Genomic DNA, 18,479 nt, shown 5'->3' on the forward strand with positions numbered 1-18,479 from the left:
ACAGTTAATGGCATAAATAACGACCACCTACTAAGTTTTTGAAAGAGGAATTGCATAGGCACCCATCATTAATTGTTACGCATGTTCCTTAATATTTACACCACGTTTGAAGTTACCATTCTTATCAAACATCTCAGGGAACATAACCACAGCTTGAAACTTTAAAAACGTATATTTCATTAACTCGTAGCCGATCACTAAGCCGCAAGGCGGTGATGTTCTACCTGCCTTGTAATAATCGTGTGTTAATTCTAAACGTTCAAAACAATATGTTACAGCTACTACACTGTCCCTGCTGTTGATGTCAGCGTAAGACAGAACTACAACTTCATCTCCCTTCCTAATGCTGCTGAACAAGTGGTTGTTATTCGCGTCTCTGCTGAAATCATATACAACATTTTCAAGGTTGTAGTGTTCGCTATAGACCCTGTTGCCACAATTATTAAGAATGAAATTCATAAAATATTTACTCAAAAACCACAAATTTGGCTTTACATTACCATGTTGAATACTTATGTGTATACAGTTGTGTATTTGAGCCAGTTATAGACACCCATCATTAATTACATGTTTTAGTGCCTCTCATTAGGCTTTAGGCATTGCTTAAGTAGGAAGTTGTTATGCCTTGCCCTAGAAGTACGCTCATTAGTCTAGAATTTTCGACTGATTAATAATGGGAGGCTATCGATCGTCGCTATCAACCTTTGGTTTTTACTGAGCTAGAAGCGCTTAAAGGAAGGTTAACTGAAGATAGTGGAATATAAGGATGCTTCACTATTCTCCATCTAGAAAGCAATCCGTAATTTACGCTTTAAATCAATAACCTTAACGGAATTCTGGCTCTAGATTTATATTAAAACGGAATAGGGAAGTGGCGTAAGAAGGTTATCAGAAGGAGATTTCAGTCAACGCTAGCTAAAGTTATAGCTCGAAATCATTGGCTAAGGATATAGGCCAATTATCTTGCATACTCTAAATGGATAAATACTATGAATGCTCAAGAATCTTTCGTACATCATATGAATGCAATGCGTGAACACCATAAGTCAGGTGCAACTCATACTTATTCTGTTCCGGTTGATTTACTTTACGCTAGCGCAACAAATGACTCAGGGTTAATGGCTTTTAAAGCAACAGATGTCGCTGGTAATTCGGAAGTTACAGCTGACTTAGAGGCGTATAAAAACGATACAAACTCATTTGTTGAAGGCCAAAGGAGTGGCGCCACAGCATCAGTTACTATATTGAAAGACAATAAAAAACCTAATGATGCAACAACCAATTCATTTGTAGAAGCGATGGAGAATCAGAAAGCTGAAGCAAAAAAAGCGTCTGATGCACTAATTAATAAAAACTACGATAAGTTGATTAAAGCAGGGATTGATCATCCAGGGCAGCAAAAGCGCATTTTATCAGCGACTGAAGCAATTGGTGCATTTTTTACTACTTTGCTTATTTCTGTAGGGAAGTTTTTTGCAAATCTAGCAAGCTCGATTGTTAACTTCTTCAATGATATCGGGGAATGGTTCAGTAATGCTGGAAAATCAATTGCAAATTGGACTTCTGGGGCAATTTCTTCAGTAGGTAAATTCTTCTCCAGTATTTTCTAGTAAATGGATTAATAGGCAGCTTAATTTATTTCCAACGGAGTAGAGCTTAGATATTATATTTAGGCTCTATTTAATGTCCTAGCAGGGCAACCGCATGAGTGTGCGTATTGCGGCGATTGCGAACGGTCATTGCAGTTTAAACCGATCACCTACATCAATTTTTCTCTCTCAATCCTCTTTTTACCCAACAGCTAACCATAGACACTCATCATTAAAGCCATGTGTTGAACGCGGTCACAAAAACCAAAATAACATTGCCCCCATAATTATTCTTTCGCGAAAAATATTCTCAAGTAACACTTCCTATTCATGCGAATGATAACTATTATCATATGCGATATGTTAGTTGCACTAATACCATTGACGACTCAATCATTGCTAAAGACAAGTTTAACTGCGACAGAATTAAGGAGGACTGCATGTGTGATATCTCAGCCACTGGAACACAGGCATTTAATTGCTTTAAAGGTAAACGTAAACTGTGGGAGCTAAGCGCTAAACTGCTATGTCCTGTCATAGGTACCTGTTTGACGACATCTGAGATCCGTAAGCTGGCAGAGAAAATTGTCGACAAAGAACAGGCTCGAAAAAGTGATTACTGGCTACACACTTGGATCGTTTCTAACTGTGACGTTAAACATCACCTGTCTTTGACGGTACAAAAGCACCTAGATAAAAAGTTTACTGCCGCTATAAAGCGTTTTGGTCTGATTAAATGTCGCGATGAGCTCAAACCAGTCTGGCAGCAACATATAGATCGAGGAGCCAGCGCCGAAGCCCTATGGGCACTGTTAACGCACCCTTTGTGTGATCTGACTATTGAAGAAATGGCTTATGAAACCATTCATATGTTGTCTCATCAGATTGGGGCTGGCCAGGGAGCGGATCTTAAACGCCTACACACTGTTGAAAAGGAGTTGTTAGAACTGAAAAAATCGTTAGATAAAAGTCAGCAAAAAGCCCATCAGACTATCTCTAGTAAAGAGCGACAGCTAGGTGAACTACAACAACAGCTGGCGGAAATTAAGGCGGACAATTTGCAACTCAAAGAGCACTGCCAGCGCCTAGAACGAGAAGGAAATAATAATGCAGCGGCGCTTGAACTAAAGCAGCTACATAACGAACTGGCGAGTAAAAATGTCTCGCTTGAGATTTTAGATAAACAGAAACTGCAGTGGCAGCAAAAACTGCAACACAGTGAAGATAATATTTTGGGTTTAACTCAAAAATTGCAACTACAGAAGCAAGAATCCCGATCTCTAGAAGGGTTAGTAAAGCAGAGTCTGTCTCCTTGTAATAGATGCAGTGCCGCTTCTTGCACCGATTGTCCAGACCTTAAGGGTCTGAAAATTTTATGTGTTGGTGGCCTGCAGCGCATGACTGAACAATATAGGGAGCTGGTGTCTCGTTGTAATGGCGAATTCAGCCATCATGATGGCGGTGTCCAAGACCGTAGCAAGCGCTTAGATGCCATGTTGTGGTCTGCCGATGCGGTTATTTGCGCCTCCGATTGCATCAGCCACGACGCCTACTACAGATTGAAGCGATTCTGTAAGCAACATAATAAGCGTCACTTGTTCATCCCCTCTTCTGGCATATCAAGCTTTGCTAAAGCGATGGATGACGTGGCCAATGAAATAAGCTGCGTCAACTTATAAAAAATAACCTGGCTACCCATAGTGGTTCTCTATCTTGAGTATTAACAATAGCGAGCGACTCTAGCTTCAGTTCGTTTATTTATTTCTGGGACTAAGGGCTGAAATTCGACTAGGGATTGTAAATGCTGATCCATAAATTTATTTCCAGCTTGTTTGCCCTGTTGATAATCGAGATGGATGTCGGACTCTTTACTGCCTAATAGTCTGCTCTTTAATCCTTTATCTGGAAAAATTTGGATAACTTCAACACCGGGAGGAGGGGACTCAATAAATTTAAGTGATTCACGGTAGGCATGTTCATGATGCACAAAGTAGTCTATAGCTTTTGGGCATTGGTTTGATGAACATATCCAAGATTTTAAACGATAAATCCAAGGAGTATGAGCTGAATACTCTTTTGGTAAAGTACGTATTACAACTATTTTATGAGCGCCACGTTTATAGGCTTCTTCAACAGGAAGAGGTGCGGATAGTCCTCCGTCAACATGAAACTCATCCCCAAGTTTTACTCCTTTTCTGTACAAAAACGGAAGAGCACTTGAAGCTTTTAAGAGAGTGAGCCAATTATCTTGATTAGGACTAAAAAATTGAGCCTGATAATTAGAACTATTGGTGGTTGAAATAAGTAGTTCACGCTGCTTCAAACGTTTAAAACCACACTCGGTATTTAATTTATGCGTGAGTAATCCGTTTCCTTTTTCGTTTACCACTCCTACTCGATTAAAATACCAGTCGAGGTCGATTGTACTTCTTCCTATTAGCGGTCTCCCTAGGTTAAAAAAGTGGGGGTCTCGTGACAAACTCGCAATAGATGTCTGGGCAAAACCAGGTTGATTGGTAATATAACTTGATAGATTTTGTGCTCCAGCAGAGGTTCCTATGAGTAATTTAAAAGGGTTAAAGCCTTTCTCAAGCCAACTATCGAGAACACCAGCAGTAAATATTCCTCTTTGTCCTCCCCCTTCAGCAACCAGCGCCGTGTGAGCTATGGGGAATGAAACTGAGTTGAATTTATTATCAATGTGAGGGCAGTTATCCTCTAGTTTAATAGGTAAATAAGGATTTAATGACATAAATTGACCTTAATAAAAACAAGTGCTGCATAGGCTAGGTAGTTGTTCTTAATATTAAATAATGCATGAGTGAATATTAATAAAAGAGTTAATCTTTAAATAAGAGAATTAACAGGTTAAATTTAATTAGTGGATGCATTTTATCTTTGTTAACTGCTTTTGTAACTAGGATGATACTTGATTAATAATCAAAAAACATTTGGTAATCAATGTATAGGGAGAAGATAAAAACCCATCATAGACACCTATTTATTCTATGATCTACGGCAACTATGGTCGTGGTGCTTCTCTGACTCCTGAGCAAGAATGACCCCCCGTCCTTATCCTCCTTGCAACCGCTATGACGCGCCAATGTTGTGGCTCATTCGTTAATCACAGCTTTCGATGAGCCCCAGTGACTGCTTTGGTTCACACTCCTCTCTTTCGGTATTTAATCGGCAATTTCCAGTCCCTTACTGACCTACTTTGACATGGGCATTAGCATTAATTTAACAAATGAACAAATTAATGCGCTCCGGGCTAAATCCCATACCTAGGGGCCGTTGTATCAACTAATAAAGGGAAATGATGATGATGAAATTTAACGGGCGCAGTGCCCCACGCAAGACGCTCATTGCAGCCATGCTTCTCAGCCTTCTGAGTGCATGTGGCAGCGATGATGATAATGAGTCAACTCCTCCTCCAGCTGAAAATAATCCACCGATTGCTAATCCAAGCAATGCTGAAGCGATTGTCGGTACCAGTATTCTGATCGACGCCTTGGCCAACGATACCGATGCCGATGGTGACCCATTGACTATCGAAACCGTGACCGTGACATCAGGCGCAGGAACGGCATTGATTAAAGAAAATAAAATCTTGTTCGTGTCAGATAAAGTCGGTGCCACAACACTCAATTACACCATCTCAGATGGTAATGGTGGCGAGGCAGAGTCGATAGTCACTGTCGTGGTGCTATCAGATGAAGTGGCTCTGGCCTATGTCGGTTCCAATACCTGTATTACCTGTCATACAGATAAGAAAACCTTTTTCGAGACCGGCCATAACTTCAAGCTGACTAAGGTTAATGGAGAGAAACCTATCTACCCGTTTTCCTCTATTCCTAATGGAATCTTGGAGTTTTTCGATGTAAACAACACGCTGGGTAACCCTTCCAGCTGGGCCGATATCAGTTACGTTATCGGTGGTTACAAAAGCAGTACCATGTTCATCGACCAGAATGGCTACATCATGACCGGGAATGCGGTTGGTACATTCCCTGTTCCAGAGGGGACTGAAGCGAATGCCCACATGGCGTGGCCCTGGAACCCGAATGATGCACCGGATTCACATGGCTATGATTACTGCGGCAGATGTCACACTACCGGTTGGCAAGATTACACCGAAGGCACCGGTGATTATCGAAACCTAAACAGACAAGATGATATGCCGGGAATGGGCGGTACGTTCGCTATGACCGGGGTTCAGTGTGAAAGTTGTCATGGCGGCGGTAGTGAACACGTTAAGGGCCCGTCAAAACATAATATTGTTAAACTAGCTGAAGCACGTGTTACCGGAGATTACACTTCAGAGGATATGGGATATGCTAAGGCGGCTACCTGTCAGGAGTGTCATACCACCGATGATGCCGTCAGACGCTACCCGGACTATCAGTCTCCCTTTGAGCAGGAATTTGGTGGCGTAACCCTGAATGCACGCTTGTTGCGGACCTCCGGCTTTGGTCCCGAAGGGCGCCGAGATGGCCGTGGTGGCCGTCATGCTGCGACAACCTTGATAGGAACCGATCCGGATACTGGCGAGGCTATGGGTAAGAAGAAGGACTTCACCTGCTCAACTTGTCATAACCCTCACCGCTCTGAACTCAATCAGGATCAGCCGGGTCATGAAGACGCGATGGTAAGACAGTGTACCGATTGTCATACCAAGGAATTTGCCGACGTCCCTGGTAGCGAAATAGCTGCTGGCGCTCACGAGTTCATCGCCAAGTGTACTGACTGTCATATGCCAAGTTCATCTCACTTGCTCAAGATCGATCTCGAGGGGGCAAAGGAAGACCCAAGACACTTCTCGGCAGATGGTGACTACATGAAGCCCTGGCTTCGTGCTTTTGATAGCTGTTCAGGCTGTCATGAGGATGACTATGATGAGCGAGCCAGTCGTATAGGGAAAATACACTTATAGTACTCTCTTGCTAGTCATCTTTTGCTAGTACTCTTTGGCCAGCGGCGACTTGTCGCTGGCTAACCAGTCCCTACACAGACACTCTTTTAAGGAGGTGTTATAGTGGCATGCATGAACAATTGTGATTCAATTCCCAACATTCACTACCGAGCTCCCTCTATAGAGAACTCTGGTATCGAAGTTATGGATCTTGAGTGCTTCCGCGAAAGGCTCAGTCGCTACGACTTCGATCCCTACCAACCCCACCGAGTGAATTATTTCTGTTTCCTGTTCATTACCAAAGGGCAAGGGCAACATCTAATCGACTTCAAACACTATCCCTACCAGTCGGGCAGTGTTATTTTTGTTAATCGCAATCAAGTACACGCCTTCGATCCAGAGGATTTACCACAAGGTACTATGGTCAACATTAGCACGGACTTCTTCTCCGATAGCGCTTCCAATATACGCACTTCTTACTTTGCTCCGTTTCATCAAAGCATGGCGTCATCGCCCGTGCTAACGACACTACCAGCGGATTTAAACGAGAGCTGCACCGTGCTGTTAAGGGAGGTGAAAAAGGCCATTTATGAGGGAGCTGACGATGATGTGGTGGTGCAGTTACTGATCTCCAGCTTATTGATCAAATTAGGCCGGCAGAGAAAGAGTCATCTTAGCCACTTGAGTGAGCACCAAAAAGATCGCTTCGACCAGTTTATCAGTCTAGTGGAACAACATTTCTTCGAGGCTAGGGAAGCCCTTCAATATGCACAGTGGATGCACACAAGCTACAAGAACTTAAACCTGCTATGCAAATCATGCTGTGGCCGCACAACCAAGCAATTAATCGATTTCAGAATCACGCTTGAGATCAAGCGCAAGCTCGTTATGGACGGTCTATCAGTACAACAAACTGCTGATGATCTAGGTTTCGAAGATATCACCCACTTTAATAAATATTTCAAACGGTTAACAGGTTTCACTCCGGCAGCCTTTAAGCGGAAAAAGAGCGCTGAAGAGCCAATGCAATAAATAGGAACAGACTCTGACCCTATTTATCCCAGAGTTAATAATTCTGCAGAGAGAGCATCTGTTTCATCTGGGCTTTTTCAGCATCGGTAAGCATAGTCTCGTGGGCGACCTGCATGTTAGTTGGGCAGGCATACTCATTGTCCAAAACCTTATCAAACACCTGAAAATGGCTACCTGTTACTGTCTGATATTGGCAAATTAACAAGTTATTATCAGTTTTAGAGTTCACTAAATTTGCTGTTACAGCAGTATTTAAGGAAGCATGAGCGCTGCCAATTGAGATAAACAAGGTCAGGGCGATAGTGGTTACCGTTTTTACTGCTGTTGCTAACATCTTCGTTAATTGCTTCATCTGTCGCCTCTGCTTAATCATCTACTTTGATAATTAATATAGCGGCAGAATGCTGTACCATAACTGAACGATTTATCGACGCTTTTACTGGCTGACGGTTGCATCAGGGATCGTTAGATAGCAAAATCTAACGTTATAACCAGAATGACTGATGGCTCATGATTAAAGTGAATGAAAATATGCAGCAAGAACTCCCAATTACGATAGTGGCCGAGGGTAAATTTTCGAATTCGCTTAAGCCGTTGTTAACCCAGCTCGAGTTATGGATTAATTTTCAGGCGGTAAAAGCGGATTGGTACGGTAATGAAGATTGCATCTTGTCTTTTGACTTTACTCTGGTCAGGACATTGGAAGAAAAAACACCACTGCTGACGGCTGTGAGCGCAGAAGGTGGAGAGGGTTGGATTGTAGAGCCGGGTTACGCTTATCACTATGACAGCAGTAGTCTGAAGACTATCGCCTTTATTGCCGTTAATGACTTGATTCAGAACGGTACTGGTATTGAACAGGCGATAAAGGACAGATTGACAAGTGTAGCCAATGCTATTGGACTACAGCATGGTTTGTTGGCGTTGGTTTAGGAAGCTTTCCTCTGATAGGAATAACATGAATAAGTGGGAAAATAACATGGCCACCATGACTATTTATTGCCGTTATGCTATTTCAGATAATTGGCGATATTGGTTGGTTTTCCCTATCAATATCGCCAGAGGTATTGACCTTATCGGTAAATCTTTGCAGTGCCTTCCGCTGCCGATGCGACATCGATGGTAAACATGGTATTTACCCCCTGCACAAGTGTAGCCTGAGCCGTAACGCTGTTGTTTTGCTGGCCAGTTGTTGCGTTGTGAGCCGCATTCGACAACGCCTGACTGGTTGCTAGCATGAAGTTACCGGTTGCTACAGCGGGCGCATCACCAAGAACTTTAGTGTTTACCTGGGATACCGAGTCGGTGATTTGACTATTTACTGCTGTTGGAAATGCCATAGTTTATTCCTTTAAACTCGTTAAGTAGAGCGGCTTTAATGACCGCGAGTTTATCTGTTTATCGAGATGTTCCTCTAAGATTAAGAAACTGCCTCAAGCCTCTAATGCAAAGTACTTACTCATTGCAATAGTCGTGGAGGTGATATCTAAATAACATGGCTATCCTATCTAGCCGTCTAACAAATAGTGCCAAATTATTTCGAGTTATGACTGTAACTAGACTCGCTCAGAATTACCTTCTGATAGCCTTCCCAAGTTAATAACTTGGCCACCCATAATTATTTATCATGTCAATATTTTGAAAATATTGTATAAAACCAGAGATCTAGAGATAGGACTTAGATTCTTAAGCATCCAAAGGAACAGTCAACCGAACGATAAATCACTAAAGGATCGGCATTAAAGCTTATGGCTGCCTTTTTTAGTTCTTTATGTTGGATCCATCCCGATCCACATCTCCTTTCTTTCCTACAGTTCGCATCAGTTCTGCGTTGTTACGCAGGCTCGTAAAAGTCTCAATGTGATCAAGTTATAACTATTGAAATGCGTGTTATTTATTTGTATTAATTTGGTTGGGTAAATGATAGATCTTGCTCGTTATATACCGACTAAAAGTTATTCTTGGAGAATAAAAATAATGATAAATATGAGTCTGAAGAATAAATTATTGCTATTTGCTCTTTTACCTGTGGTGGTGATCTTTTTTAGCTTAATGGCTATTACCTACAATATCGAGTCGAATAACCTTGAAAGAAATATTACTTCTTTCAAAGATAAATTAATTCTAGATCGCAAGACGATGCTAAAAGAAGAGATTGAAATTGGCGTTCAAATCGTTGTTTACCAGCGGTCCCTGGGCGAACAAGGAGATGTGAAAGCTGCATTGCGTAACGTGCATTTCGGTAAGTCGGGTTATTTCTTCATCTATGATGAACAGGGAATTAGTATTTTTCATGGTGCTAGCGCTGATAGAGAAGGAAATAATTATCTTGGAATGACAGATGCCAACGGCAAAAAAGTTGTTGTCGGTTTACTTAGGGCTGCCAGAAGCGGTGATGGTATTTTTAGTTATCACAATGATAAACCTGGTGGGAATGGCTTAGTTGAGAAAATTGGTTACGGTGAGATGATCCCTGGTACCGATTGGTTAATTGGGACCGGTGCTTATGTTGATGATATCGAAGCAGAGGTTAGTGAGTATCGGGATGTTATTACACAGAATATGCAAGATAAGGCGATAACCATCTTGATTATCGTCCTTATTATTGTGTTCTTGATAACGGTTGCAGTGTTATTTATTGCTCAGCGAATGATTCACCCGATTAGAAATATGGTGACTAATTTAGAAGATATTGCCAAAGGAGAAGGGGATCTGACTAAGCGACTCCACATTGAGGGGCATGATGAGATAGCCCAGCTTGGGCGAGCTTTTAACCTGTTTGTTGATAAGTTGCAGGGGATCATCAAAGACGTCGCAAATGTCACCCAAGAGGTAAAGAGTGGCGCAGACAATATTAATAGTCAGACACAAGTGATGGCTGAGCAATTAGCTAGTCATAACAATGAGACAGATCAGGTTGTCACCGCAATCACTGAGATGTCGGCTACCGCGAATGAGGTCGCACTCAATACTTCGCAAGTGGCGGAGGCAACGCTCGCGGCGACTGGAGATGTGACCAAGGCTCAAAATTGTGTCGACACTTCATTAACCGAAGTCTCATCATTAATGTCTGAAATCGACACGGCTGCAGCGCATATTAACTCCCTGCGTGAACAATCTCAGAAAATTAACAGTGTATTGACTGTGATTGGTGGTATTGCCGAGCAAACGAATCTATTGGCGTTAAATGCAGCCATTGAGGCGGCGAGGGCCGGTGAGCAGGGTCGAGGATTTGCCGTGGTTGCCGATGAAGTGCGCAGCTTAGCCAGCAGGACTCAGACCAGTACCTTGGAAATTAATGAAATGCTGAGTGAGCTTCACAATTTAGTGTCATTGGCTGTAAGTACCATGGATGCAAGTCAGCAGAGCTGTTTACGTTCGGTTGAGTCGTCCAGAGCCATCTCTGAGAGCCTTGGCGCGGTGACATCGGCCGTAACATCGATTAATGATATGAGTACTCAGATAGCAACCGCAGCAACGGAGCAAAGCTCAGTGACCGAAGAGATTAACCGTAACGTGTTTACGATTCAGGATATCGTCAACGAGTTAATGAGTTCGAGCCAAAGTACTTCTGGAGTGAGCCACAAGCTGACTCAAGAAGGCGATACTCTCGGGCGTTTGGTTGGACAGTTTAAGGTATAGAGGCTAAGAGCCGACGCAATAAAAAGGGAAGCTTATCGCTTCCCTTTTTATTGGTGGGTAACGAGAGTCGATAACATGGCCAGCCATTATCATTGGTTAAAAATGGAACGCTAAACTAGCCTTTAATCACGCTTCAATATTTGATGGCTAGACCCAGAAAAACCCTCATGTGTCTTAGAAGACACACCTTTTTATAAAGTGTATCCAGCTGATTTAAAAGCTAAAAAAATATTAAATAACACCGGAATATAATCAGAAGGTTAATTCTATCGATTGTTCTAGTCTTTATAGCGACATCAGTTTGAAGGACTTGGTAGTCATTTAAACTGGTATGTAGAAATGGACACTTTACAGACAATCAGAAAAGGAATTATCACATGACTCAATTACAAAGCTCACAAGAACAGCTACAAGGTGTATTCAACGTATCTTACCTCATCACCAACCATTTACCGGGTGGTGTCTCACTGCATGTCGACCTGCATGTTGCAGGTAAACAGGTGACTGGATTTGGTAGAGTCTTTCAGGCAACAGCGAAGCCTGTAAATGTTTTATCTAAGCTCAGCGGTGAATGGTCGTATATGTGCACTATGGCATCGTGCAATATTCTTGTTGTGTTGGATGGCATTAGCCTTAATGGTGTAGAGAATACCAAGATAAGAATGTCACTGGCAGACAATTGGCAGTCAGGTAGTGCTAGTTTTCAATACTTGGACAATGGTGAATGGCATGATTGTGATATTGCAAAAGTAGAACTATCAGAGTCATTACCTATATCAAAGCTGGCTGAAGTAACAAAAGAATATGCGAAGAAAACACTAGTATAAAGTAGTGGTTCTAAGAGAGGGCTATTGTGAGCTATTTATACCCTTAGATGAGTTAACAAGCAGGTCAAACAACCCTCTCTGGAACCAATCATTAATGGCATATTTTGAACGCGGCCACAAAAAACGCAGCTAATGCTGCGTTTCAATTCCAATAGAGTTAACTGGAAGAGTTAATAACTCTGCAGATAAAACATCTGCTTGAGCTGGGCTTTTTCTGCATCGGTAGATAGATAACATGGCCACCCATTATTTTTGTTACTACAACTGTATAAAACCGTCATTTGATATTCAGATACCTATTCTACCCCGAAAAATTTTAAGTTAGAAAGGTACCTGTATTGTTTCAACTTTTAAATGGAAAGGCTTTCCATTATTAACTTAATTATACGTGTATTAAGCATAGGCAAAATAGTGAAGGGCAATCAGGATCTTTTTCACATGGACTCGCATATGTAGCAAATGAAATAGTTGCAGTAAATACGAGGGCAGAAGTAATTGAAATTATTTTTTTCATTTAGAAATTCCTTTTCTTTATTTAGTGGTGAGAGATTAGTTTTATTCCTATTAAATCTATGGGGTAAAGTTGATTTTATCCCTGAATTTAATTGAACAGTGCAACTAATATATATTTATGATAGGGATCGTCAATAGCTATAGTGTATGAGTATTACCTCACTTTGGTAAGTATAAAGTAGTACTCAAGAGTGGTACGTAAAGCTCTTCTATGTGGAATAGATGCCAGGGCGGCTGATGATTTCGAGCATCGGCGTAAGTGGGTTGCTTCGCGGTGTTAGAATTGGCGACCATCTTTACCATTGATGTCTGCGCCTATGCTGTGATGAGTAACCACTTGTAGCGAGTGTTAAAAGTAGTTGCTGATAGAGCCAAAAAGATAGTCAGATAAAGAGGGGATTATTCAACGGCACAAAGGTTTTAAAGGGATGTTATTGACTCAACAGTTTGTTAACGGAATATGTTTGGTAAAATTTTTGAGGTTCTAGTGATAGTCAGTGAATTATAAGTAAATATGCCCGTCAGGATCCTGAAAGGCATATTTTCAGCTGTTTTTTAAGCGCTGTGTTAGCTCTGTTTTAACCCACGAGTCTAAAAAGTACGGTTATATTGCAATCCGACCATCATGGCATTGGCATGACTCGTTGCCGTAAGGTTTGTGGCCAAATAGGTACCGCTGGCGATATCTATCGGGATCATAGGTTTTGATTCCACCACACTCACATCTTGGCCTAATACATAAGTAAACCCAAAATCCATATTGGAGTTTTGCGTTAACTGATATGTAAAACCAGTTGAGAAAAATTGTCTATCGGAATCCGGCACCGAAATAGAGGTAAATTGATCTTGTGCACTGACATCGTATAGATAACCAGCTCTAAGGGTCCAAGTATTATTCAGGTAGTAAGTCGCACCAATAGCGTAGTGCCAACCATCTTTCCACTCATAATTATTCAGTGTGCCACTGGTATCGGCATCCAGACTTTCAAACACGCTCCAACCTATCCATTGAATACTATAATGTAGCGCGATATTAGTATTTTCGAGATGATGGAAACCAGAAAATTCAACCATGCTTGGCAGCGGGATCGGTAGTGTATCGTCGATAGGGCCGGACTCGGCCATATAACCCGCGTAATCGACATCGCCCTCAGTTTCTATTGTAGGGCTATAACGATATGACAAACCAAAGCGGTTATTATCATCTAGCTCATACACAGCCCCCAGATTAAACCCCAGCCCCCAACCTTTAGCATCGACCGTCAGTAGATTAGTGTCTGTTGGCTGTAAACTCCTTTTGAGCTTACCTGTACTGGCAATGATATCCAGCCCAGCCCCAAGGCTAAGATGCTCATTAATCCGATAAGAGGCGGATAAACCAAGATTGTAACTCTTAACTTCACTCTGGCCACCAAACTCACCAGCAATGTAATCATCACTATATTCTGTTTTAGTACCAAAGTTGGAATACGCGTTAATGCCCCAAGCAAACCGGTCATTGACTGGCATGATAAAGTGAATGTTAGGAGCGATAGCCATGTCGCCAGCATCATCATAGTTTGCTGATTGAACCGAGCTATCGACGAGAGCCCCTTGGCTATATAACTCTCGGCTATAAAGCGCATCTTTGACTTCGATCATGGAAGTGATGCTGATGAAACCTACTGACAAAGCGGGCTCATTAAACAGTGCCATAGTGGCGGGATTACGCGACATAGAGGACGCGTTATCTGCAATGACCGCATCTCCGGCAAATGCGCGTCCCAGGCCTGCGTTTGATTGCGCATTTAGCTGAAAGCCAGCGCAATATGCCTGTTGTGAAAACAATATCGCTGCGCCAATAATAACCTTCTTATTCAATCGACTCATCTCCCTCATAGTTTACTATCCTTTGGATCCTGCTCTTTCCGAGCTTATCGAATTTGGTTTATCGTACTTGCCTTGACTGAATAAACGCAGCCATGCAGGCCGACGTTTAAATAGGACGCAGATAGTATGTGAATATAAGAGTAATTAATGAAATCAATGTCTTATTTTAGAAAACAAATACAATGGCAGCAAATAACCGCGGGTTGATATTTTGAGTCTTGTTTATACTTCAAATATTCAATTTTAGATGTTTGAGGAAACGAGGCTGAAGCTAGAATGACCTCTCTGAGTGAGAGATATAAATGCTGAACTGGACTTTCAAATAGATGTGATTGCCTAGAGCATGTTGTACTGAAGTTAGCTTATTATGTCTAAATAACATGGTCACCCATGTTCAATATCGGGGTTATATATACAGCTACATTTTACTCTGACCCGGTTAACTGCGGAAACGGAATGAGTCCTTTTGTCGCTAATAAAAGGCCACTTTCTTCTGCAGCAAGAAAGTGGCCTATTTTATAGATACAATCTATGGATATTCAGCTGACGCTTTTTAAGCGAGCGGACTATTCTTCATTGCTGGAAATTAGATTGCTAACGGCTCTTGATACCAGATCTTTTTTCATCAGAGTTGGTGTAACAGGCTGTGTAAACCAGAAGCTCATCGGCTGTTCAAAGCCAATACCGTGCATATAATTATAGATCGCCTTACGCAGCCCTTCGCCAAGCATTTCATGATCTGTGCCGGTTGGATCGGTGAAGTCCACATCGTTTTCAGCGAATAAGATCTCAGGGCGCTCAGCTAGCGTAATGCCAAATTTCTCAGGGTTAATGCCAATAGGACTGTGGATCGTGGCCACAAAACGGTGCCAGTAGGCGGACTGGAAGCAACCTTGATTCATCATCTGACGTACCATTTCCAGCGAGTCGATGGTCTCTTGTTCGGTTTGTGTTGGAAAGCCATACATCAAATAGGCGTGAACCAATATACCTGCATCACTGAAGGCTTTGGTTACCTGGGCGACTCGCTCAACACTCACGCCTTTTTTCATCAGTTTCAATAGACGATCTGATGCTACCTCAAGACCGCCGCTAACAGCGATACAACCGGAATCCGCTAACAACTGACAACGCGCTTCGCTAAACGTCCTCTCAAAACGGATATTGCCCCACCAACTGATCACTACGCCACGTTCGATTAGCCGTTTTGCAAACGTAAACAAAAGCTTTGGCGGTAGGGCTTCATCGACGAAATGGAAACCTGTCTCTCCGGTTTCTTCAATGAGTTGTTCGATTCTATCCACCAACACGTCGGCCCCTGCGGCGTCAAAGCGGTCGATATAGTCCAGACTGACATCGCAGAAGCTACATTTACGCCAGTAACAGCCATGCGCTATGGTCAGTTTATTCCAGCGTCCATCGCTCCAAATGCGGTGCATAGGATTGAGCATTTCACATAAAGACAGGTAGTCTCCCAATGGTAGGCCATCGTATATTGGCGCACCGACTTCGGTTTGTGGAATATCCTGCAGCTCTGCATTTTCATTGAAGTGTACGTATGGCTGGCCATTTTCATCCTCTGCGAGGAAGTAAGTTCGCACCAGCTCGTCGACTTCACGCTTGCCTTCAAAGTATTCCAGCAGCGTTATAAAAGGGCGTTCGCCGTCATCCAGACAGATAAAATCGATAAACTCAAATACACGTGGGTCTTTCAGCGCACGCAGCTCGGTATTGATAAAACCACCACCTATGATGATGGGGATCTCAGGATTGATGGCTTTACAGGTTTGCGCAATACGTAAGGCGCCGAGCATATTGCCGGGGAAGGGCACGGTTAATGCGACCACGCTAGGCTGGGTTTCTTCTAGATACAGCTCAACCAATTGTTCTAAAATTTCCGAGCTGAAACTCGGTTCGCCCATCAAGGTATCGTAGAGATTGTCAAAGCTGGGGTTGGCCGCCGCTAATTTCTCGCCATAACGGCTCACTTCAAAGTAGGGATCAACCCCCTGAGTAATCACGTTCGACAGATCATTAATGAACAGCGTTGCTAGATATTTGGCTTTATCTTGTACACCTAGATTGCCAAAGGCCGCTTGCAACACATCGCCAGATACCGCTTCCATTTGAGCAATCGCGTCAAACGCTGGACCTTCTGGTAAAAAACGACGCGAGTTAATACGCAGTGCCAGGCTTGGATCTTTGCCCTGCAAAAAGCGAATAGCTGACTCAACTGTTAGGTGGTAGCGATCAAATTCAGCCAGGAAGGTAGAAATAACATCAGGCAACTCATCTTCTTCAAAGTGGTCGAAGTTTTCTTCCACATGCTGACGAATAATCTCCAGCGCAGGTGCCGTCATCATTTCTAGAAAAAGCTCAATAGCAGGATCTCGCTGAACCGCTTCATAACCTCGAGAGCGTAAAAAACCCGTTAAATACGCAGTTGCCGGATAGGGCGTATTCAGCTGGGTCATCGGTGGAGTCATAAGAAGAACGGTCATAGCCTGCCTTTAAATAGTAAAACCTGAATACTCAGTGCGAAACTGATCCGTGACACCTGAGTGTGGCAGTAAATACAGTTGCCATAAAATAGGGGGGGATTCTAGCAAATGAACTATATAGGTTCTACTTCAAACTGCAGGTTTAATAGCTGCCTGAGCGAATCAACTTCAAAGCGGATGGTTGAAATAATGGCGATTCCTTTAAAAGCCACTGAGTTAAAAAGAGTGCAGCCTGCTCTAAGTTGTGAACATTTACTGCGTAAACGGCGACAAAGTGTGAGCCATTGCCAATGCTAGTTGTGCGGCTAAAGCTATAATGAGATATTTCCATTCATCAATTTAGCTTGTAGGAGCAAACATGTCTCAAACTGTCGTCATAACCGGTGCTAATCGCGGTATAGGTTTAGCGTTAGCAACCCTCTATGCCGCTCAAGGTCAAAGTGTTTTTGCTTTATGTCGTACATCATCAGCCGCGTTATCTGCTTTAAAGGTGAACGTGGTAACAGATATTGATGTGGCAACGGATGCAGGTATTGCCAATATGAAGCAAGCATTAACTCATATACAGATTGATGTGTTGGTGTGTAACGCTGGCATATTACGGGATGAGAATTTAGCAAACTTAAACCTTGATACCATTCGTGCCCAGTTTGAAGTCAATGCCATTGCACCTCTGCGTGTGGTTGAAGCGCTTCAGCAGCAGTTAACTCGCGGTGCTAAGGTGGCGATGATCACCTCGAGAATGGGGTCAATTGAAGATAATACTTCTGGTGGCCGTTATGGTTATCGTATGTCGAAAGCCGCTTTAAATGCGGCATCAATGTCGTTAAGCCATGACTTAGCCCCTAAAGAGGTGGCTGTTGGTATTTATCATCCTGGTTATGTGCAAACAGATATGGTTAATCACGGTGGAGATATCTCAGCAACAGATTCGGCCAGTCGCATTGTTGGCCTAATTGAGCAACTTGATATGAGTCAGTCCGGTGTATTTAGGCATTCAAACGGCCAGGTATTGCCTTGGTAAGATTGATTTTAAATGTGGGATAGCCGTTATTTTAGATTCAATAAGTGGGTCAGAAACTGACCCTGCTTATTATCCTACTTGCATCCAATCAACTTTAACGCCAGCTTGTTTGAACATATCTTCGCTTATCTTAATCTTCTCTCCCCAGCGTGACAGAAAATCTTGGCTTGGTTGTGGGCTATGGACTGTGCTTAAGCCAGTTTGGATTATCTTTGCAGCGCAGTTAGGGCAGGGGAAGTGAGTCACCCAGATCTCGCAGCTGCTGAGATCACGCTTAGCAAAGAGAATGGCATTCTCTTCTGCATGAAGGGTTTTTAGGAGCTTCATCTCACGGTTGTCGGTTTCGGCACTATCGGAGATCCCATTAGGGTAGCCGTTGTAACCTAATGAGACAATCCGGTTCTCTTCGGTGATCACTGCCCCAACTTGAGTGGAGGGGTCTTTACTCCAAGATGCAACGAGCTCGGCCATCTGTAAAAAACGTGTAGCCCATTTTGTCATCATCTAACACTAACTCCTGATCTATACTGCGGAATAAACTACGAAAACGAGCTGCCATTCTCTATGGAG

Annotated in this window: 15 protein-coding genes; 8 read left to right on the forward strand and 7 right to left on the reverse strand. The window is 42.7% G+C overall.

Annotated elements, in window-relative coordinates:
- Positions 1-75 precede the first annotated feature (75 nt).
- The gene (locus CXF86_RS00655) at positions 76-459 is read right to left on the reverse strand and encodes a hypothetical protein (protein ID WP_102038088.1); all 384 of its coding nucleotides are present in this window, start codon (positions 457-459) and stop codon (positions 76-78) included.
- Positions 460-989: 530 nt separating this feature from the next.
- Between CXF86_RS00655 and CXF86_RS00660 the strand changes: the two genes are divergently transcribed.
- Positions 990-1,610, forward strand: a complete 621-nt coding sequence (locus CXF86_RS00660) for a hypothetical protein (protein ID WP_101089179.1) — start codon at positions 990-992, stop codon at positions 1,608-1,610.
- A 419-nt stretch (positions 1,611-2,029) separates the two neighbouring features.
- Positions 2,030-3,268 (forward strand): DUF2325 domain-containing protein, encoded by a 1,239-nt coding sequence (locus tag CXF86_RS00665; protein ID WP_180960977.1) that lies wholly within the window; start codon positions 2,030-2,032, stop codon positions 3,266-3,268.
- A 41-nt stretch (positions 3,269-3,309) separates the two neighbouring features.
- Here CXF86_RS00665 and CXF86_RS00670 read toward each other — a convergent pair whose 3' ends face one another.
- Positions 3,310-4,341 (reverse strand): patatin-like phospholipase family protein, encoded by a 1,032-nt coding sequence (locus CXF86_RS00670; RefSeq protein WP_101098036.1) that lies wholly within the window; start codon positions 4,339-4,341, stop codon positions 3,310-3,312.
- Between the two features lie 570 nt (positions 4,342-4,911).
- On the opposite strand from CXF86_RS00670, the gene CXF86_RS00675 reads away from it, so the two are divergent.
- Positions 4,912-6,522 carry an Ig-like domain-containing protein gene (locus CXF86_RS00675; RefSeq protein WP_102038090.1) on the forward strand — a complete coding sequence of 537 codons (1,611 nt, stop codon included), beginning with the start codon at positions 4,912-4,914 and terminating at the stop codon, positions 6,520-6,522.
- Positions 6,523-6,633: 111 nt separating this feature from the next.
- On the forward strand, positions 6,634-7,533 hold the full coding sequence (locus CXF86_RS00680; RefSeq protein WP_102038091.1) for an AraC family transcriptional regulator: 900 nt from the start codon (positions 6,634-6,636) through the stop codon (positions 7,531-7,533).
- A 34-nt stretch (positions 7,534-7,567) separates the two neighbouring features.
- Here the strand turns inward: CXF86_RS00680 and CXF86_RS00685 are convergent, their stop codons facing one another.
- The gene (locus tag CXF86_RS00685; RefSeq protein ID WP_101093221.1) at positions 7,568-7,885 is read right to left on the reverse strand and encodes a hypothetical protein; all 318 of its coding nucleotides are present in this window, start codon (positions 7,883-7,885) and stop codon (positions 7,568-7,570) included.
- A gap of 179 nt (positions 7,886-8,064) precedes the next feature.
- Here CXF86_RS00685 and CXF86_RS00690 point away from each other — a divergent pair, with 179 nt between their 5' ends.
- Positions 8,065-8,466 (forward strand): hypothetical protein, encoded by a 402-nt coding sequence (locus CXF86_RS00690; protein ID WP_102038196.1) that lies wholly within the window; start codon positions 8,065-8,067, stop codon positions 8,464-8,466.
- A 140-nt stretch (positions 8,467-8,606) separates the two neighbouring features.
- Here the strand turns inward: CXF86_RS00690 and CXF86_RS00695 are convergent, their stop codons facing one another.
- Positions 8,607-8,873, reverse strand: a complete 267-nt coding sequence (locus CXF86_RS00695) for a RebB family R body protein (protein ID WP_102038092.1) — start codon at positions 8,871-8,873, stop codon at positions 8,607-8,609.
- Positions 8,874-9,510: 637 nt separating this feature from the next.
- On the opposite strand from CXF86_RS00695, the gene CXF86_RS00700 reads away from it, so the two are divergent.
- The gene (locus tag CXF86_RS00700; RefSeq protein ID WP_102038093.1) at positions 9,511-11,175 is read left to right on the forward strand and encodes a methyl-accepting chemotaxis protein; all 1,665 of its coding nucleotides are present in this window, start codon (positions 9,511-9,513) and stop codon (positions 11,173-11,175) included.
- 377 nt (positions 11,176-11,552) lie between these two features.
- Positions 11,553-12,002 (forward strand): DUF1842 domain-containing protein, encoded by a 450-nt coding sequence (locus CXF86_RS00705; protein WP_102038094.1) that lies wholly within the window; start codon positions 11,553-11,555, stop codon positions 12,000-12,002.
- 1,104 nt (positions 12,003-13,106) lie between these two features.
- Here CXF86_RS00705 and CXF86_RS00710 read toward each other — a convergent pair.
- Entirely contained in the window at positions 13,107-14,384 is a 1,278-nt protein-coding gene (locus CXF86_RS00710; protein WP_308303108.1) for an outer membrane protein transport protein, read from the reverse strand.
- A gap of 566 nt (positions 14,385-14,950) precedes the next feature.
- Positions 14,951-16,885 carry a B12-binding domain-containing radical SAM protein gene (locus CXF86_RS00715; RefSeq protein ID WP_101093213.1) on the reverse strand — a complete coding sequence of 645 codons (1,935 nt, stop codon included), beginning with the start codon at positions 16,883-16,885 and terminating at the stop codon, positions 14,951-14,953.
- Between the two features lie 358 nt (positions 16,886-17,243).
- Here CXF86_RS00715 and CXF86_RS00720 point away from each other — a divergent pair, with 358 nt between their 5' ends.
- Entirely contained in the window at positions 17,244-17,909 is a 666-nt protein-coding gene (locus tag CXF86_RS00720; protein WP_102038096.1) for an SDR family oxidoreductase, read from the forward strand.
- Positions 17,910-17,978: 69 nt separating this feature from the next.
- Here CXF86_RS00720 and CXF86_RS00725 read toward each other — a convergent pair whose 3' ends face one another.
- Positions 17,979-18,413, reverse strand: a complete 435-nt coding sequence (locus CXF86_RS00725; RefSeq protein ID WP_102038097.1) for a deoxycytidylate deaminase — start codon at positions 18,411-18,413, stop codon at positions 17,979-17,981.
- Positions 18,414-18,479: the final 66 nt, after the last annotated feature.

Origin of the sequence: Shewanella sp. GutCb (assembly GCF_002836135.1) — a bacterium.
Taxonomy (GTDB): domain Bacteria; phylum Pseudomonadota; class Gammaproteobacteria; order Enterobacterales; family Shewanellaceae; genus Shewanella.

Excerpts from the sequence above, each read along its gene's own strand:
- CXF86_RS00710 (WP_308303108.1), bottom strand. The coding sequence starts at position 14,384 with ATGAGTCGATTGAATAAGAAGGTTATTATTGGCGCAGCGATATTGTTT.
- CXF86_RS00675 (WP_102038090.1), top strand. The coding sequence starts at position 4,912 with ATGATGAAATTTAACGGGCGCAGTGCCCCACGCAAGACGCTCATTGCA.
- CXF86_RS00690 (WP_102038196.1), top strand. The coding sequence starts at position 8,065 with ATGCAGCAAGAACTCCCAATTACGATAGTGGCCGAGGGTAAATTTTCG.
- CXF86_RS00720 (WP_102038096.1), top strand. The coding sequence starts at position 17,244 with ATGTCTCAAACTGTCGTCATAACCGGTGCTAATCGCGGTATAGGTTTA.
- CXF86_RS00715 (WP_101093213.1), bottom strand. The coding sequence starts at position 16,885 with ATGACCGTTCTTCTTATGACTCCACCGATGACCCAGCTGAATACGCCC.
- CXF86_RS00685 (WP_101093221.1), bottom strand. The coding sequence starts at position 7,885 with ATGAAGCAATTAACGAAGATGTTAGCAACAGCAGTAAAAACGGTAACC.
- CXF86_RS00665 (WP_180960977.1), top strand. The coding sequence starts at position 2,030 with ATGTGTGATATCTCAGCCACTGGAACACAGGCATTTAATTGCTTTAAA.
- CXF86_RS00660 (WP_101089179.1), top strand. The coding sequence starts at position 990 with ATGAATGCTCAAGAATCTTTCGTACATCATATGAATGCAATGCGTGAA.
- CXF86_RS00695 (WP_102038092.1), bottom strand. The coding sequence starts at position 8,873 with ATGGCATTTCCAACAGCAGTAAATAGTCAAATCACCGACTCGGTATCC.
- CXF86_RS00700 (WP_102038093.1), top strand. The coding sequence starts at position 9,511 with ATGATAAATATGAGTCTGAAGAATAAATTATTGCTATTTGCTCTTTTA.
- CXF86_RS00655 (WP_102038088.1), bottom strand. The coding sequence starts at position 459 with ATGAATTTCATTCTTAATAATTGTGGCAACAGGGTCTATAGCGAACAC.
- CXF86_RS00670 (WP_101098036.1), bottom strand. The coding sequence starts at position 4,341 with ATGTCATTAAATCCTTATTTACCTATTAAACTAGAGGATAACTGCCCT.
- CXF86_RS00680 (WP_102038091.1), top strand. The coding sequence starts at position 6,634 with ATGAACAATTGTGATTCAATTCCCAACATTCACTACCGAGCTCCCTCT.
- CXF86_RS00725 (WP_102038097.1), bottom strand. The coding sequence starts at position 18,413 with ATGATGACAAAATGGGCTACACGTTTTTTACAGATGGCCGAGCTCGTT.
- CXF86_RS00705 (WP_102038094.1), top strand. The coding sequence starts at position 11,553 with ATGACTCAATTACAAAGCTCACAAGAACAGCTACAAGGTGTATTCAAC.